Below are 18,255 nucleotides of genomic sequence, written 5' to 3'. Positions count from 1 at the left end.
CGGTTCCTGATTTCATGTTTTTATACCAATGTATGGTGATGACGAATAGATGTTTACCATATATCGATCTGTTCCCGCGCCGTCTGGTAGTCGGAGATAAGTTCGTTCATGACTTCGGCTACCGTCTGTTGCCGGCGGAAAAGGGCGGCGATCTGCCCGATTTCCAATTCTCCTTCTTCCAGATCGCCTTCAAAAATTCCTTTTTTGGCGCGTCCTCTGCCCAACAGTTCCCTTAATTCCTCCGGCGAGGCTCCACGCGCTTCCGCTTCTTCCACGGCCGTTTTGAAACCGCCTTTTGCCAGGCGGGCAGGAGTGAGTTTCTTCAGCAGTAGCTTGGTATCGCCCTCCTCCAAGTCCAGGCAATGCTGCTTGAATGCCGGATGGGCGGAACTTTCTTCGGTTAAGGCAAAGCGGGTACCGATCTGTACGCCCTCCGCACCCAAAGCGAAGGCCGCCAGCATCTGGGCGCCGGTACCGACTCCTCCGGCCGCCAAGAGCGGCAGAGAGGTGGAGCGCCGTACGGCCGGGATCAGACAAAAGGTTGTCGTTTCTTCCCGCCCGTTATGGCCACCGGCTTCAAAACCTTCGGCGACAATGGCGTCGACTCCGGCTTCCTCGCATTTAAGGGCGAATTTGGAACTACTTACCACATGGACCACTTTGATGTCCCGCTCTTTCAGGTAACCTGTCCAGTTTTTCGGATTCCCGGCTGAAGTAAAAACGATTTTTACCCGTTCATCCACCAAGAGTTGCATGATATCTTCTATCTGAGGGTACATTAAAGGCACATTTACACCGAACGGTCGGTCGGTTGCCGCCTTGCATTTACAGATGTGTTCCTGTAGGATTTCGGGACGCATCGAGCCGGCGCCTATAAGCCCGAGACCGCCTGCATTACTGACCGCCGCCGCCAATCTCCATCCACTGCACCATACCATGCCTCCTTGAATGATAGGATACTTAATTCCGAATAATTGACAGATTCTATTCATGTTCTGGTATTTTTATTTTTAAAACGAAGACAAGATACACGTTTTTACGATATTTTGTATCTTTGTTGCTTGAAAAACAGATACAGATGAGCAAAGGAGCCAAAAGTTTACTCTTTTATATAGTGATGATTCTAATCTTCGGCTCATTAATGTATGTAGTCGTTTTAAAAGGTGAAAGTCACGAGGCTACAGATGAAATCGCACCAGTTCAGAATGCTCCTTCTAATTTAATAGAAGGATTTCCTTTTTTTTGCCAGTCTTTATTAGAAAATATTGAATCCCCATTGGGCGTTTTGCTCCTGCAGATTGTCGTTATCTTGATAACTTGCCGCATCGTCGGATGGGTATTTCATAAAATGGGGCAACCGACCGTAATCGGAGAGATTCTGGCTGGGATATTACTCGGCCCCTCAGTACTCGGCCATCTGTCACCGGATCTTTCCGCTCTTTTATTTCCGAAAGAATCCTTATCGAACCTGACGCTTTTAAGCCAGTTCGGGCTGATTCTTTTTATGTATACCGTCGGAATGGAATTGAATCTCTCCGAAGTTAAAAAACGACTTCAACAGACCATTGTGATCAGTCATACCAGCATTATCATACCCTTTGCCCTGGGAATGGTGCTGGCTTATTTTTTCTACGACGAATATTCTTATAAAACCACCCCTTTTCCTTCTTTCGCCCTTTTTATTGGAATTGCCATGAGCATTACCGCTTTTCCGGTCCTGGCACGGATCATTCAAGAACGGAAACTGACACGTACGCATCTGGGGACTATTTCTTTGGCCAGTGCGGCCAACGATGATATCACGGCCTGGTGTCTTCTGGCTGTTGTCGTGGCTTTCGCCCAGGCGGGTAATGTTCTTAGTTCCCTCTATAATATCCTGTTCTCCATTCTTTATGTGTTGGCCATGCTCTATTTGGTTCGTCCGATTCTCCGGGCGGTCGGACATTTGTATCATAACAAGGAGGTGGTGAACAAATCGTTGGTGGCCTTTATGTTCTTGGTTCTGATCCTTTCCGCTTACCTGACGGAGATGCTCGGCCTGCATGCTTTGTTCGGAGCTTTCTTTGCCGGAATAGTCATGCCGGCAAACATCAAATTCCGGAAAATAATGACTGAAAAAGTCGAAGACGTATCCTTGGCCTTATTCCTCCCGTTATTTTTCGCTTCCAGTGGTTTACGTACGGAAATCGGACTGCTGAATACCCCTGAACTATGGATGATGTGCGGAATTCTTATTCTGGTTGCCATCATTGGTAAATTCGGCGGAGGATACATCTCTGCACGCTATGTCGGGGAAACGCGGAAAGATAGCCTTTATTTGGGGACGTTAATGAATACCCGCGGTCTGATGGAATTGATCGTTCTTTCTATCGGTTATGAAATGCATATTCTGCCTCCCTCCATCTTTGCCATGTTGGTTCTTATGACCTTGGTGACCACTTTTATGACGACTCCGCTTATTTCCTTGATTGACTTCTGTTTCCGTACGAGTGAGAAACAGAAACAGCATCGGGAGATGGAAGCCAAAGAGTTGGCTTTCAAAGTGCTGCTTTCTTTCGGCCGGGCCAGTAGCGGGCAGATTCTCCTGGATGTCGCCCATCAGATGTTTTCGCAAAACCGCAAGCGGCTGGAATTGACCGCCCTTCATTTTACAGTGGGTGACGATGTGAACCCCCTGCAAACGGAAAATTTTGAAAAAGTGAGTTTCGGCCCGGTTCTGTACGAAGCCAAGAAACTGAATCTATTGATTTCAACCCGGTATGAAGTATCGAGCCATGCCAGTCAGGATATTTGCAACATCGTCAATAAGGAAGGCTATGACTTTCTATTGGTCGGTTCCGGTGTAGCGATGAGCGATTTGCCGACCGATGTGGAGGCTTCCCGATTTCAACGCTCTTTCGGACGTTATTTCGGAAAGCTGAAAGCTTCTTCTTTCTTATTTTCTCCCAATGCTTTGCTGCAGGATAAGACGAAACGGTTTATTGAAGAAAGTCAATGTTCCGTCGGTGTTTTTGTAAACCGTGGTTTTGTTATGGCCAACCATATTCTGGTCATCCTCGATTTACCGGAAGATTTGGTTTTACTCGATTATACAAAAGACCTGATAAAAACAACCCACGGTTCGGTCTCCCTGTTGATTCGCACCAGCTATATTTCTCCCGACGTGAAAAAGATACACCGGACAGCGAAGGAGTTCATCACTTCGATTCCCGACTCGAATATCGTACCGGATAATGAATTCACGCAAGATACTTTCAACGGTTATGATTTCATGTTAATCGGCTACAATACGTGGAATCATATCTCGGAAGAATATGGAGAATCCCTGCAGCAAATCCCTTCTACACTGATTATCAGCCATCTCGTCCAACCGGAATCCTCAATGGCAATTAAAAAGGTTAAATGATTATCCCGCTTGACTTGTACGGTAAAAAGATTGTACAAGGAGCAAGCCATGTATAAAGTGACTTCTCTTTGCGTACTGTTTGGTGTAAATATGCTGCGCAAACATGGTGCCGCGAAGACGTTCCCAAAGCGATGGGTTTTTATGAGGGGGCAATTTTATTTGTTAACTTTACTCCACTCCTCATACGGCAGAGGGTTGTGCAAAGGCACTCTCGGATAAGGGGAAAAAACGTAAATCGAAGTTAGGTTTTAGACTTTGTTAAGTATATTGATTCTATTAATTAATGTATAATCTGTACCTGATTTCAGTAAAGGTCACCATGAAAAAATTCAGTATACTGAATTTTTTCATGGATCAGACTCTCAATGGGGCATTATGCGATCATCATAAAAAGTTATTTGACGAACGAGGACTTCAATAAATAGTCGGCGCATCCCTTGACTCCTTCGAACTGGGTTTGCCCTTTGGGCATTCCTTCGATTTCCACAAAGTAGTCGGTTCGCCCATTGGCATAGAACTGCTTGAAGATCATCCCGAAATTCATCATTCCGGATTGACCGAGTACATACCGGTCCTTGATATGCAATACTTTAATACGATCTTTGTAGTTCTCAAGGTATTCTACCGGATCCTGTTGACCGATGACCGCCCAGTATACATCCATTTCGAAGAAAACGAGCGAAGGATCGGTCTGTTTAAGGAACAAATCGTAAATCTTGTCCCCTTTTTGCTGCCGTCCAAACAGCGCCTCTTTACCTCCGGGTACGACATGGGCAAATTCGAAGTCATGATTGTGGTAACCGAAATTCAGACCGGCCGCTTTTACTATTTCTCCGGCTTCATTGAAGACCTCGCAAACGAAAGCGACTTCTTCCGTATTACGGGTACTGGGTTGCCCTGGTTGAATTAAATAGGTGACACCTAATTTGGCGTGATCATCGGCCGTTTTTTTCCAATAGTCTGCAATTTGAGATTTGTTTTCCTTTGTGTATTCACGGATGGGAGGATTGACATGGGAGCTGATGATTTTCAAGCCGGCATCTTCAGTCATCTTTTTATATTCCATCATATCGATACCGTTAATTTTACCATCGCCATATCCCGCTAATTCCAGCGTGCTGTAGCCCATCTTTTTTATCTTTTTCAAACCGCCGGGTAGATCTTCATATAACTCTTTACCCAATGAATAAATCTGTAACCCGATTTTCTTTTTTGCTTTCACGACTTCAGCTGTCTGTGTGGTCGCATTTACCTTGCCGGATACGAGGCCTCCGACGGTTAGAAGGGAGGCCGCTTTAAGGAAGTTTCTTCTATTAGTCATAAGTGGATTTGATTTAATTAAACGTTCAAAGATACGAGATATTTCTGTACGTTACTTTCTGAGAAGCCAAATATTGATCTAATTTTTTTTGTTTGAGAGAATGGTATTTGGATATTATCAGGTTTTCTTGGTTCTTTCCCGATATTCCTTACCCCATTTGATCATTTCCAAAATAATATTACCGAATGTTTTGGAATCGATCTCAAAGTGGATTAATTTGATGACATTGAGCTGGGGTCTAATACTGAAAAAAAAAGCCCGCTTCTGGATTAGAAGAAGACTGTTGTTAATATTACCTTACATTTACGTTGTAAAACTAAGAAAAGTTTTAGCTAAAGACAAATATTTAGGCATTTTTTAATAAAAAAACTTTCACTGAAGAACTATATGTTTAATAAACAGAAAGTTTACTGGATGTTTTTAATGCAAAAAAATAGATTATTTACTATCTTCTTAAAAACCAATCTATATAAGACTCCCCTTAAAAATAGTAGATGAAACTGTTTAAAAAATAGTTTTCACTCCCTTCCATTTATTTCTTTCTATTCAGGATGAATGTATGATAAGTATTTTTTCCCCGCTTCTAATCCAGTAGGAAAAGCTGAACGTATTATTATGAAATGTAAAGGTACTATATATGAATGATTTAATCTAATTGAAGTAAACAGATTAAAATAAATCTGAGATGTTGAATGTTAACTGTAAATAGAAAAATCAGATATGATTTGTATGATTATATATGCTTTTAACGAACCTGAATAACAAATTATTTTAACTATTGTGTATGAATCACCATCATCCATTAAAAGGAATCTCACATTCCTCTTCTTTTTCGAGAAAAACAGTTCTATTTTGTTTTGAGAGTGATAAAAAAATTCATCCTCCAAATTATAAGAACATGTAGAAGCAGTATCTTATGATGAACCATCCGCTATTGTGATGGCAATGGTTTATTTATGATTTTGGAGCTTTATTAAAATAACGTATATTTTAATGAGGTTCAATGAAAACCATTATGAGTAATTAAATCTCGCGTAGTAGCCGATTTTATTTAATTATCAATAATACCCTCTGTCTTTTTAGTACATATTATACTATTCTTAATGAAAAGAATAAACGATTAACCGTCTTAAAATCTATCGAATGAAAAAAATTATTATCTGGAATACAATGAGAAATACAGGCTTCTTACTGTTTGTGTGTATGTCTGTTATGATGTCTTGTGGGAAAAATGATGAAGCAAATGAGGGAGATAATAGAGTATATGATCCCTCCCAACCCATAGAACTCACAAGTTTTTATCCTGATTCAGGCAAATATCTGGAAAAGATAATGCTAACAGGAGAAAATTTTGGTACCGATCTGGAGCAAATCCGAGTGTATTTTAATAGTAAAAAAGCAGCGGTAATTGGTTCTACGGGTACCCGCATGTATGTTTTGGCTCCGAGATTGCCCGGCGATACATGCACAATATCGGTGGCTATTGGAAGCGATTCCGTGGTTTATAACAAGACATTTCTGTACCATACATCAGTTACCGTTACTACTATTGCAGGAAATGGAAATGGCTCAGGATATCAGGATGGAGATCTCGCCAGTTCTGTTTTACAACCTCGTTATCTCTGTGTAGACAATGAGAATAATATTTTTGTTCTGACAAGATCCAGCAGTGATGCGGATATGAATGTTGCAAGAATTGATGAAGAAGAGAATCTTCTCATAACAATAGCGAAAGATGTGGTAGGCAATGCGCCTTGTGCAGATGCAGAAACTGGTGTAGTAACCTTTCCCACCGAAGCAACGATTGGTTCTTTTTATACCCTTAATCCGAAAGAACTTTGGGCGCCTCGCTTCAGAGAAATGAAATGGCCCGCTACAGGGGATATACCTGATGCCGGATGGAAACATAGTATGGTGGTAAATCCTACTGACGGCTATGTTTATACACGCTATTATTATGGTCATATAGTGAAAATGAATCCAAAGACTTATGAAGTGGAAACCATCTATAAAACAGAACAAGGAGATAGTTATGGATTAACCTTTAATCCTTTAAAACCGAATATCCTTTACATCGCATTTTGGAGTAATTCCGGTGTGAATGCAAATAGCATTTGCAGCATTGATGTATCAAATCCGAGTAATTCGTTTAAAAAATTAAGTGGATCAACAAGCGGAGGACATCGGGATGGAGCACTGGAAGTTGCACAATTTCGTGAGCCGTCACAAATATTTTGTGATGCGGACGGCAACATCTATGTTGCAGATAGCGGAAACCATTGTATTCGTAGGATAACGCCGGAAGGAATGGTGGAAACGACGTTGGGTATGCCTGGTACTGCAGGATGGAAAGACGGTGGGAAGGAAGAAGCTTTGTTTAACACACCACGGGGAATTGGTATTAGTAAAGATGGATCGGTTTATGTTGCTGATTGGGGAAACTCTCGTGTTCGAAAATTATCCATTAATTAAAATTCGAGGCAAGCAATATTACAAATAAACGGACAGTAAAAAACAACTTAAATCATATTAAATGAAACACATAGTATTTATATTATGGCTACTATTATCCGTAAGCCTTGCTCTTTCGGCTCAAGAGAAAAAAACCACTTTTGTTATGGCAGGAACTGTTTATGATGAGATGGATACTCCTTTGCCGGGGGCTACTATTTATTTAAGGGATAAAATTAGCATTGGAACAACGACAGATGTCGACGGTAAATTTACTATTAAAGCATCTCGTGGAGATATGATTGTCTTCTCTTTTGTGGGTTACGAAAAAATAGAATATTTGGTTACGGAAGAGAAAAAAGATCTTAAAATAAAGTTTACTCAGACAGCTCAGAAATTGGATGAGGTGGTCGTTGTTGGCTTGGGAAGCCAACGGAAAATATCTACGGTCGCTGCCGTTACGAGTGTAGACGTTAAGGACTTACAGCAGCCGGCTGCATCTGTTGCAAATCTTTTAGGAGGTCGTGTAGCAGGTGTGATTTCTATGCAAGCAAGTGGTGAACCGGGGAAAAATATCTCCGAGTTCTGGGTCCGGGGTATTGGTACATTTGGAGCAAATTCGAGTGCCTTAGTCCTTATTGATGGATTGGAAGGAGATATCAATTCTTTAGATCCGGCTGATATAGAAAGCTTTTCGGTATTGAAAGATGCATCGGCAACAGCCGTGTATGGGGTAAGAGGTGCAAATGGTGTCGTTCTGGTTACAACAAAAAGAGGTGAAGCGGGTAAATTGAACATCATAGGGCGTGCTAATTTTACGCTTTCGCATCTTAACAGAATACCCAAATATTTACGTGCCTATGATTATGCCAAGTTGGCGAATGAAGCAAGAGAGGCTCGTGGGGAAACCCCTGTATATTCTGATGTCGAAATGGATATCATTAAAGATGGATTAGATCCGGATCTTTACCCTGACGTCAGTTGGCAGGATGAAGTACTTCGTGATGTTTCTTTCAAACAGACTTACTATGTAAGTGCCCGTGGCGGTGCCCAAGTGGCAAGATATTTTCTCAGTTTAGGAGGAAGTAATGAAACGGCTGCTTATAAATATGATAAGAATAGTGTTTATTCTGCAAATGTCGGATATAATACCTATAATTACAGGGCTAATATTGATCTGGAATTATCGCCGACTACCACGCTTTATTTCGGGACGGACGGTTATTTATCAGTACAAAATAATCCAGGTGTCGCAAACACAGATTATATCTGGTATGCCCAATCAAATCTTAATCCTTTATTACTTCCTATTATGTATTCCAATGGACAATTACCAGCATCCTCAACGACTGCTTCTCTTCGATCTCCTTTGGTAATGATTAATCATATGGGGAGACGGACAGATCAGGAATATAAAGGCAAGTTCACATTATCCCTTGAACAAAATCTATCAATGTTTCTGGACGGACTAAAAATAAGGGCGCAGGGAGCTTATGATTTGAATAGTAATTTTTCGGAAGGTCGTTATATTCAACCGGCCCTTTATCAAGCTGTAGGTCGGGATCAGGCAGGAAAACTTATTACAATACAGCGGGTACAGGAAGGTACGGTTTCATATTCTAAGTCAACAGATCAATACCGGAAATATCATTTTGAAAGCACCTTGAATTATGATAAGGTTTTTGCCAAAGACCATCGTGTTTCCGGGCTGGTTTATTATTATATAAGTGATCAAAAACTTGCAAGTGATGGAGTTAACAATTTAAGTGCTATTCCAATCCGTTATCAGGGAGTTTCCAGCCGATTGACATACGGATTCAGGGATACCTATATGATCGATTATAATTTTGGTTATACGGGGTCTGAGAATTTTCAACCCGGCAGACAGTATGGTTTTTTCCCTTCAGTCGCTTTAGGTTGGGTACCGTCTAACTATTCTTTTGTAAAAAAGCACTTCCCCATTATTAGCTTTTTAAAGATCAGGGGATCCTATGGATCTGTCGGTAATGACCGTATCACTTCCAGTCGTTTCCCTTATCTGACTATGGTGAATCGTTATAATTCAAGTCCCTGGGGCTCTACTCCCGTGGAGAGTATTAGCGAGTCGACCGTCGGGGCTGATAATTTGGAATGGGAGAAGGCTATTAAGGCCGACTTGGGAATTGAAGGACGTCTTTTAAATGATAAAATATCTTTTGTGGTAGACTTTTTCAAAGATAAGCGCGATGGTATTTTTATGCAGCGTGTCCAGGTTCCGGATTATGCCGGTTTGGTTTCCATGCCGTATGGAAATGTCGGAAAGATGGAAAGTTATGGTGCCGACGGAAACATATCGTATACACAAGAAATATCCGAAGATATGAGTTTTACGATCAGAGGCAATTTTACTTATTCCAAAAATAATGTACAAAACTGGGAAGAGGCCAATCCTAAATATCCTTATCAGGAGGCAGCCGGCTATCCATATGGAACGATACGCGGCTATCAGTCTATCGGACTTTTCAAAGATTGGGACGATGTGAATAACAGTCCTGCTCAATTCGGGACGGTAATGCCGGGAGATATTAAATACCGGGATGTAAATGGCGACGGTAAAATCGATACAGATGATAGGGTACCGCTATCATACAGTACTTATCCTCTATTGATGTATGGATTCGGCGGAGAGTTCAGATACAAAGATTTTACGATAGGTATTCTTTTCAAAGGAACGGGGAAAACTGACTTTTTCCATGTAGGTTATGGTGGAAATGGAACCGGATATGTACCGTTTTATAATGGAGTACAAGGAAATGTATTGACGATTGCAAACGATCCGGTCAATCGGTGGATTCCTAAGGACTATGCAGAAAAGCATGGAATAGATTTGAAATATGCGGAAAATCCAAATGCCCGCTTTCCCAGGCTAACGTATGGCTATAATGAGAATAATTCACAGCTCTCTGATTTCTGGAAGGGGGATGCCCGTTATTTACGCTTACAGGAAGTAACTGTTAACTATAACTGGAAGAACAGGTTTTTGAAAAAGATGAATATACAATCTGTTGATATTCAATTGGTGGGGAATAATCTCCTGCTGTGGGATAAAGTAAAGTTATTTGATCCTGAACAAGCTTATAGGAACGGAGAGGTTTATCCGATACCGAGTACCTATACTTTGCAGTTGTACATTAATTTATAATTATAATAAATAAGATTCAGATGAATATAATAAAATTAGATAATAAGAAACATAGGGATGGTTGTATGGCTTTAGCCAATGATACCAGTCTCATGCGTGACGATTTCTGTAAAGAAAAATCTTTCCGGTTTGGCTCTTTAATGCTTATCTCTTTATTATGGTTGTTGTTATCATCCTGCCAAGACTTTCTTAGCGTGGATAATTATTTCAGTGATGAGTTGAAACTTGATTCGGTATTTGCAGAAACAAGGTATGTAAAAGCTTATATGTGGGGCGCGGCGTCAATGTTTCCCGATGAAGGACAAATATTGCAGAATAATTATACTCCGGGGCCTTTAGCTACCGATGAAGCTTTTACAGGGTTTTTAACAGTGTATGCATATAATGGAATGCGATTTGTGTTGGGTGAAATAACAGCTGCGAATTTATACTCATTTAACACATGGGGAAACCTATATAAAATAATACGTAAATGCAACACCATTTTGGCTCGTATCGATGAGGCAAAAGATATGACAACCAAAGAGCGCTTCGAGATAATTGGGTATACCCGTTTTTTAAGAGCGTATGCCTATTATAATATTTTAGTTGATTTTGGATCTCCGATTTTATTAGGTGACAAAATAATGGAGTCGAATGCTTCGCTTGCTGATTATGACTGTATCCGTAGTACCTATGATGAGGCCGTAGAATATATTTGCAGTGAGTTAGAAGGAGCTGCCGAAAATTTACCGTCAAGTGTATCATTAATGGAATTCGGTCTCCCCACAAAAGGGGCCGCTTATGGGTTAATTGCACGAATAAGGCTGATTCATGCGAGTCCATTGTATAACGGAGGAGATGCAGCACGAGCTTATTTCGGAAACTGGAAACGCTCGACGGACGGTGCTCAGTATGTTTCCCAGAATTATGATGAGAAACGATGGGCGTTGGCGGCTGCAGCAGCCAAACGCGTAATGGATATGCAAGCTTCCGGATCTGTAATGTATAAGCTTCACACAGTGGATGCGGATTCTGATACGCCGGCTCTTCCCGGGGACGTAACTTCGGATCCGGATTATTATAAGGAGTGGCCTACCGGAGCTGCAGGCATAGATCCGTACAGGTCTTATTCTGAAATGTTTACGGGAGAATCGGTCATTCCTTCCAATCCTGAATATGTATGGGGCCGTAAAAGTGCGGCTGTAACAACAAATACACAGATGTCTTTTCCGCAAAAATTAGATGGATTTAATGGAATGTGTGTTACACAAAAGGTGGTGGACGCTTATTCGATGATAGATGGAAGTTCGATTAATAATTCCAGTGAAGCTTATCCATATACCGAAACTGGTTTTACGAATGATGTGAAAACCTTTTCCGGATATCGCTTGAATGCGGGTGTGAGCAATATGTATGCAAACCGGGAAATGCGTTTTTATGCATCGATTGGCTTTAGTGAATGTTATTGGCCGATGAGTTCCTCTACATCATCGGGTTATTATAATCAAACGATTGCTTATTATTTTGATTCTCCAAACGGGAAAGGTAGTGTAAGCAGTCCGAATGATTATCCGATAACCGGATATGTGATCAAGAAATATATCCATCCATCGGATGCATGGGGCGGAACAAATGCAAGAAGAATGGATAAAGGGTTCCCTATTATCCGATATGCTGAAATTCTACTTTCTTATGCTGAAGCACTTAATAACTTAACAACTACTCATACCATTGAAATAGATGGACAGCAGCAGGTATTCGAACGGGATATGAATGAAATAAAAAAAGCTTTTAATCAAGTTCGCCACCGTGCAGGACTTCCCGGATTATCAGGAAATGAAGATGCAAAAACGGTTCAGTCATTGATCGAAAAAGAACGTATGGTAGAATTTCTTTTTGAAAATCGCCGTTACTATGATGTCCGGAGATGGGGTATTTATGAAAAAGAGGAAAGCGAATCTATCAAAGGTATGAATGTGGAAGGTACCAAAGATGTTTTTTATACGAGAGTTGCTCCTAATACCTCCAGAATCGGAGCGAGAATTGTGAATAAGCGATTGGCTCTATTGCCTATTCCACTTAATGAAGTCAGACTATTGCCGTCTTTGGATCAGAATCCCGGGTGGGGAGATTAATATAACATAAATATCTATTCGTATGAAATATAAACAGATAAAAGAGGGTAGAAATCAGAGGCATTTATTCCCTTGTTCTCGGTTAATAAAAGTTGTAGGATTGGTTGCAATCTTGCTTTTAGGAGTTATCGCTTGTAATGATGATGAAGTCTTTGAGAAAGAGCAATACAAAAATGTATTCGCATTGATCAGTGAAAGTGATAATGTTTCAAGGAAATTTCATAAACTTGGAGAAGAATCTACCGGCTATGTTGCAGCATCCCTTGGAGGAACCGATCCTACAACAAAGGATATTATAGTAAGTTTAGTTGAAGATGAATCACTGATTGATGATTTTAATAAGACTAATTATGATGTGGATGTATCTAAATATGTACGTCCTATGCCCAAAAGTAAATATGATATTGCAAGTTATCAGTTTTCTATTCCTGCGGGAGAAATTAGCGGTAGATTACCGATTAAGATTAGACCTGATGGCTTATCGCCCGACTCAGCCTATTTTATTGCGTTACGTGTGGACTCATATTCATCATATGAAGTTAATCCGGATAAAAGTTATACTTTGTATAGGATAAGGATTAAAAACGGATGGGCGCAGGGAGATGGCACTACCATTTATACAATGAGGGGAAAACTTAAAATCGGATCTGCTTCAGAGATTGAAATGCCTGGAACGAAGGTTATGCATCCGCTAACTAAAAACCGAGTGCGCATTATGGCAGGTAATGAAACGTATGAATCAAACATAAGCGTATTCAATAAATCTGCTATTATATTAGAAATTGGCGATGATAATAAAGTAACTATCTATCCATATAAGAATATTGAAGTTACCCAGATTGATGGAGATAAAGATTTCCCCAATATCTTTAAAATAGAAGACGATGGATATAGGACCTACAAAACTTTCCTTCTCAGATACAATTATAAAATAGGGAATACGAGCTATGAGATGAAGGAGGAATTGAGGCTTGAATATGATGCGGATGAGGAGGAAGAGGAAGAAATGTAGCATAAGGCTGTTGAAAGGAAATATAGTTATGAGAAACAATAGATTATTTATTAAGAACACACATAAAGCGTAATGAAAACAAGATTTATTAAATATACTTTGTTCCTTTTGTTGTCTGCATGTATATCAGGATGTGACGATTACAATAGGACAGCCGTAGAAAAAGCTATTTACGTAAACAAAGAATCCTTGGTTTTATTTGTCGGTGAGCAAATAAAGCTTACGGCGAGTCCTACAGATGGAACATATCAATATCAATGGACAAGTGAAGATCCTTCGGTAGCAACTGTAACTGCTGAAGGCCTAATTGAAGCTGTTGGTGAGGGGTTTACAAATATTGTGATAAGCAGCGGCGATATTAAAACGAAAGTGGAAGTAACGTCAATTATCCGGATCCCTTTGGAAGATGTACAATTGAGCGAAACTTCTCTTGAATTACAACCGGGAAGTAGTAAGACGATTATCGTGAATTATATTCCTGATAATGCCAATGATATCGCTGAATATAAATGGTCTTCTGAAGATGAGGAAATTGCTGTTGTAAATGAAGGTGGTGAAATTATAGCCATGGCAGAGGGTAATACCAATATTGTATATCAAATAGGAGATATTGTAAAAAAAATATCGGTATTTGTAGCTTATACCCGTCCGTTTAACGGGCCTCATATACTTTCTTCTGCTCAGCCATGTACTATTCAAGCAGCTGACTTTGATTTTGGAGGTGAGGGTTATGCTTTTCATGATATTGATGAGAGCAATGCTATAGGAAATGATAATTACCGGAAAGGTAGAGGTGATTCTCAAAGTTATGCAGTTGAAATAGAAGGAGAAGGAACGGATATCGGTTATACTAATACTGGTGAATGGCTTCAATATACTGTAGATGTGGAAGATGAAGGTGATTACCTGGTTGATATCAGCTTGTCTGCTGCAGGGGATAACGGAAAAATCCATTTAGAGGTTGACGGTATAGACGTAACGGGAACCATAACTATTCCTAATAATGGAAGCTGGAACGATTGGAGGTGGTATCCTTCACCTGGTATTGTCATGAATCTGACATCAGGAAGGCATAAAATAAAATATTATTTTGAAGGTAGTGATCATAACCTTAAAGCCTTGCGATTTATAAAGAAATAATATATACATGCTTCATCATTGGGATTTAAGTCGAATCTGTATGATTTTACTGCAACAAATTTATCAGCCATTTCTTCGGAAGGAAGGGAGGATATTTCAGGATTGAGGTTCGCATTTAGGGTTCCTTGAAATATTCAAATTCATTCCTTTTTATTTCAAGGAACCTCCTGATATCCTTTGTCCTCTCTTCCTTTCGGGATTAACGGTGAAAGGAATAACCATTATACAAAACATTTAAAGTGAATAGTATAAAAACAGAATCGAGTCTTCCGACTGACTCCGTTAATAGTTTGTTTATTCATTTAACTATCTGATATTTGATATCTTTCAGTGAACCCTATTTAGGAACTTTAATTCAACGATTGCTCGTTATCAATAGACAAGGTATAACAGGATATTCTATACAAAAACGACGTGATCGATGCGGAATGAGCAAAGAGGGCGTTTCGTTACTCGATATTAGTATTGGAGCTGAAAGCATCGGACTGTTTACTTTCGCGAAAAAACTTATGCAAAGCTTTACATAAACTCTTAAAAAAGATAAAGCAAAACTTTCAATTTCGTTACTTTTACGGAGAAATTGAAACAGCTGTTTTTCATTGGCTATCTATCAGTTACGGGACAGCAGGCGAGTTTGGAATTTGAAATGTAAGCAATATTGGTTGTTATACAATAAATAAAGGACAAATGAAAAAACTTGTATTTTTAGTTTTTGTTGCGCTATCCTTTCAAGGATTCGCTCAAGAAAAGCACATCTTGGAAAAACCTAAAGTTGATGCAAGAGTAGAACTGTTAAGTATCGTTTTTAGACTTGCCGGCAATGAAGAGTATAATTCAACACAGTTTAAATTTTACACAGACAGGATAGAAAATCACTTTAGCTCATACAAAAATCACGAACTTATTCAGTTTGTGAAGAAAATGAAAAATGAAAACAGTGTTTCTTATGATGCTGTAATGTCTATGGCAATTCATATTGACAACAATCTAAATCCTTTAACAGACTTTACGGAAAATATACCGGATACAAGATGGGGAAAGAATAATGCAAATGAGTTTGTAAATCTTTTGAAGAAATTTTATCAAGATGCAGAATGCGACGTATTTTTTAAGAATAATGAAGATTTATACAAAGAAATATCCGCTAAATTCCTTCCTGTTTATGAAAATTTGGATTTAAATTGGTATAGCTCTTTTTATGGGAAAGAACCTACCGAGAAATTCACTATTGTGATAGGTTTGGGTAATGGAAGTAATTCGTATGGGCCTTCTTACAACAATTCAAATGGGAAAAAGGAAGTATATGCTATAATAGGAACTTTGAGAGTAGATAGTTTAGGTATGGCCGAATTTAAAATAAATGAATATTTCCCGACTTTGCTTCATGAATTCAATCATTCATTTGTCAATTATTTATTAGAGAAAAATAAAGAGGCTTTCAGAAACAGCGGAGAAAAGATTTATGAAGCGGTGAAATATGAAATGAATAATCAGGCTTATGGAAATTGGGAAATAATGCTGAATGAAGCATTGGTAAGAGCATCCGTAATCAAGTATTTTAAAGACCACAACTTTGACAAATCAGAGATTGACAAGAAGATAAATGAAGAATCAAATAATGGCTTTCTATGGATAAAAGGTCTTGTTGCTGAATTGGAAAATTACGATGCACATCGGGAAATTTACCCGACCTTGGAAAGTTATATGCCAAAACTTGTTGAGGCATACGGAACATACGCAGAAAAAATTATACAATTTGATGCTAAAAGACCAAAAGTTGAATCCATAAAAGAATTAAAAAATGGTGACGCAAACGTGGATGCAACAATAAAAACTATAACCGTAAATTTTGACAGACCCTTATCGGGAAAAGGATATTCTGTTTTTCTTGGTAAAAAAGGGAAACAAGCCTTTCCCGTTGTTAAAAAGATATATTATTCCGATGACAATAAATCTGTTATAATGGAAGTACAATTAGAAACAGATAAGGAGTATCAGTTTGTATTAACAGGCAATAGCTTCAAAACTCCGGAAGGCATCGGACTGAAAAGTTACGAAGTAAACTTTAAAACGACAAAATAACCGAACTGCCAACAAGCGGCTTGCCAAAAGTGCGGGTGTATGTCCGATAATTATCAATGAATTCCAAACAACCTGCTATATTTGTATCTCTATTTTGATTGGAAAATGACGAATGGTTGGAATCCGTGGCATGGTTGCCACAAATTAAGTGAAGGTTGCCAGAATTGCTATGTCTATCGTGGTGATGCCAAACGAGGTATTGACAGTACTCTTGTAACACAGACCAAAAGCTTTAACTTACCAATTCAGAAAAAACGCAACGGGGAATATAAAATTACCTCCGGGATAGAAGTTGCAACTTGTTTTACTTCTGATTTTTTTGTGGAAGATGCCGATGAGTGGCGTATTGAAGCATGGCGAATGATACGGGAACGTTATGACCTGGACTTTTTTATGATAACCAAACGTATTGACCGTTTCTTTGTCAATTTACCCGAAGATTGGGGCAATGGCTATGAAAATGTCACGATATGCTGTACCGTAGAAAATCAAGATAGGGCAGATTACAGATTACCGCTTTATCAATTAGCACCTATAAAGCATAAAATCATTATTTGCGAACCGATTTTGGAAGAAATAGATTTACAACCTTATATCGGCCCGTGGATAGAAGAGATTATTGTGGGTGGAGAATCGGGAAACAATGCCCGTGTATGTAATTATGATTGGGTATTGAAGATTAGAAACCTTTGTGTCGAAAATAACATTCCTTTCGGATTTAAACAAACGGGAGCCAGGTTTATGAAAGACAATCACCTTTATTATATCAGACGGCAGTTTCAGCATTCCCAGGCTCGTAAAGCCGGAATTAATTACAAACTGTAATTTTTATCGGGCATAAAAAAATAGTTATTCAAACAGTATCATTGAAAAAAATGAATCAGAAAAAATAATAGCTCCCCGAACTAAATCAGTGAAACTGGTAGAATAATCAAAGATTTGTATAAAAACCACGCCTTCTTACACTAACTTCATACGATATAATTAAACTTCTATTAAATGAAATAGAGAACAATTAAATAAAATAGATAACAGTGTAAACTAAAAATATTATACTTAATATTGCATGCGTTTTTTAAACCTGTTATAAATAACATATCTAAAAATAAACTTCATGCAAGAACCAGTCGGCCGCAGAATGGCTAAAATAGGACAAAGGCTTCAGGCAATACTTCAGGGATATTTGAAAAATCTTGATATTAACCGTTCGTTTTATCCCTTGTTACTTATCGAAGCTGGTAACGGAATTACACAACAAGAACTTGCCTACCAATTGATGTGCGACAAAGTTCAGGTAGTCAGAATCATTGATTATTTATCGTCGAATGGATATGTGAAACGGATACAGAATCAAACGGATAAACGAAAATACGAATTAACCATAACCGAGAAAGCCCGGCTAGCCTTGCCTGAAATAAAAACAGCTATGATAAATACGACTTCAATAGCGTTGAATTGTTTGAGTGAAAGCCAGATTAATGAGTTATATAATATACTTTCAATATTAGAGTCAAATCTTTTGCCGCATAAAAGTTAAAAAATCAA

Annotated in this window: 11 protein-coding genes; 9 read left to right on the top strand and 2 right to left on the bottom strand. The window is 39.1% G+C overall.

What is annotated here, in order from left to right; genetic code table 11:
- Positions 1 to 53: 53 nt before the first annotated feature.
- Positions 54 to 992: an NAD(P)H-dependent flavin oxidoreductase gene (locus tag BQ8014_RS11475; RefSeq protein WP_080904459.1), complete on the bottom strand. Its 939-nt coding sequence runs from the start codon at positions 990 to 992 to the stop codon at positions 54 to 56.
- A gap of 86 nt (positions 993 to 1,078) precedes the next feature.
- Between BQ8014_RS11475 and BQ8014_RS11470 the strand changes: the two genes are divergently transcribed.
- Complete coding sequence (locus BQ8014_RS11470) at positions 1,079 to 3,406, top strand: cation:proton antiporter (RefSeq protein ID WP_080904458.1); 2,328 nt, start codon at positions 1,079 to 1,081, stop codon at positions 3,404 to 3,406.
- 394 nt (positions 3,407 to 3,800) lie between these two features.
- Here the strand turns inward: BQ8014_RS11470 and BQ8014_RS11465 are convergent, their stop codons facing one another.
- Positions 3,801 to 4,727 (bottom strand): sugar phosphate isomerase/epimerase family protein, encoded by a 927-nt coding sequence (locus BQ8014_RS11465; RefSeq protein WP_080904457.1) that lies wholly within the window; start codon positions 4,725 to 4,727, stop codon positions 3,801 to 3,803.
- A 1,143-nt stretch (positions 4,728 to 5,870) separates the two neighbouring features.
- On the opposite strand from BQ8014_RS11465, the gene BQ8014_RS11455 reads away from it, so the two are divergent.
- The 8 genes from BQ8014_RS11455 (at position 5,871) to BQ8014_RS11415 (ending at position 18,247) form a co-directional block, all read left to right on the top strand.
- Entirely contained in the window at positions 5,871 to 7,199 is a 1,329-nt protein-coding gene (locus tag BQ8014_RS11455) for an IPT/TIG domain-containing protein (RefSeq protein WP_234998033.1), read from the top strand.
- Positions 7,200 to 7,260: 61 nt separating this feature from the next.
- Entirely contained in the window at positions 7,261 to 10,359 is a 3,099-nt protein-coding gene (locus BQ8014_RS11450) for a SusC/RagA family TonB-linked outer membrane protein (RefSeq protein ID WP_080904455.1), read from the top strand.
- Between the two features lie 140 nt (positions 10,360 to 10,499).
- Complete coding sequence (locus BQ8014_RS11445; protein ID WP_234998123.1) at positions 10,500 to 12,476, top strand: RagB/SusD family nutrient uptake outer membrane protein; 1,977 nt, start codon at positions 10,500 to 10,502, stop codon at positions 12,474 to 12,476.
- 22 nt (positions 12,477 to 12,498) lie between these two features.
- Entirely contained in the window at positions 12,499 to 13,488 is a 990-nt protein-coding gene (locus tag BQ8014_RS11440) for a BT_3044 domain-containing protein (protein ID WP_080904454.1), read from the top strand.
- Positions 13,489 to 13,560: 72 nt separating this feature from the next.
- Positions 13,561 to 14,628 (top strand): Ig-like domain-containing protein, encoded by a 1,068-nt coding sequence (locus tag BQ8014_RS11435; RefSeq protein ID WP_080904453.1) that lies wholly within the window; start codon positions 13,561 to 13,563, stop codon positions 14,626 to 14,628.
- Positions 14,629 to 15,315: 687 nt separating this feature from the next.
- Positions 15,316 to 16,710, top strand: coding sequence for a DUF4932 domain-containing protein (locus BQ8014_RS11425; protein WP_080904451.1), 1,395 nt, complete (start codon positions 15,316 to 15,318; stop codon positions 16,708 to 16,710).
- Positions 16,711 to 16,815: 105 nt separating this feature from the next.
- Positions 16,816 to 17,535 (top strand): DUF5131 family protein, encoded by a 720-nt coding sequence (locus BQ8014_RS11420; RefSeq protein WP_080904450.1) that lies wholly within the window; start codon positions 16,816 to 16,818, stop codon positions 17,533 to 17,535.
- Between the two features lie 289 nt (positions 17,536 to 17,824).
- Positions 17,825 to 18,247, top strand: coding sequence for a MarR family winged helix-turn-helix transcriptional regulator (locus BQ8014_RS11415; protein ID WP_080904449.1), 423 nt, complete (start codon positions 17,825 to 17,827; stop codon positions 18,245 to 18,247).
- Positions 18,248 to 18,255: the final 8 nt, after the last annotated feature.

The organism is Parabacteroides sp. Marseille-P3160, from assembly GCF_900162725.1.
GTDB lineage: Bacteria > Bacteroidota > Bacteroidia > Bacteroidales > Tannerellaceae > Marseille-P3160.
This window is presented reverse-complemented; position numbering and strand designations above follow the sequence as displayed.

Coding starts and splice junctions, on each gene's coding strand:
- BQ8014_RS11435 (WP_080904453.1), top strand. CDS start 13,561: ATGAAAACAAGATTTATTAAATATACTTTGTTCCTTTTGTTGTCTGCA.
- BQ8014_RS11425 (WP_080904451.1), top strand. CDS start 15,316: ATGAAAAAACTTGTATTTTTAGTTTTTGTTGCGCTATCCTTTCAAGGA.
- BQ8014_RS11420 (WP_080904450.1), top strand. CDS start 16,816: ATGACGAATGGTTGGAATCCGTGGCATGGTTGCCACAAATTAAGTGAA.
- BQ8014_RS11465 (WP_080904457.1), bottom strand. CDS start 4,727: ATGACTAATAGAAGAAACTTCCTTAAAGCGGCCTCCCTTCTAACCGTC.
- BQ8014_RS11440 (WP_080904454.1), top strand. CDS start 12,499: ATGAAATATAAACAGATAAAAGAGGGTAGAAATCAGAGGCATTTATTC.
- BQ8014_RS11445 (WP_234998123.1), top strand. CDS start 10,500: ATGCTTATCTCTTTATTATGGTTGTTGTTATCATCCTGCCAAGACTTT.
- BQ8014_RS11415 (WP_080904449.1), top strand. CDS start 17,825: ATGCAAGAACCAGTCGGCCGCAGAATGGCTAAAATAGGACAAAGGCTT.
- BQ8014_RS11475 (WP_080904459.1), bottom strand. CDS start 992: ATGAATAGAATCTGTCAATTATTCGGAATTAAGTATCCTATCATTCAA.
- BQ8014_RS11470 (WP_080904458.1), top strand. CDS start 1,079: ATGAGCAAAGGAGCCAAAAGTTTACTCTTTTATATAGTGATGATTCTA.
- BQ8014_RS11455 (WP_234998033.1), top strand. CDS start 5,871: ATGAAAAAAATTATTATCTGGAATACAATGAGAAATACAGGCTTCTTA.
- BQ8014_RS11450 (WP_080904455.1), top strand. CDS start 7,261: ATGAAACACATAGTATTTATATTATGGCTACTATTATCCGTAAGCCTT.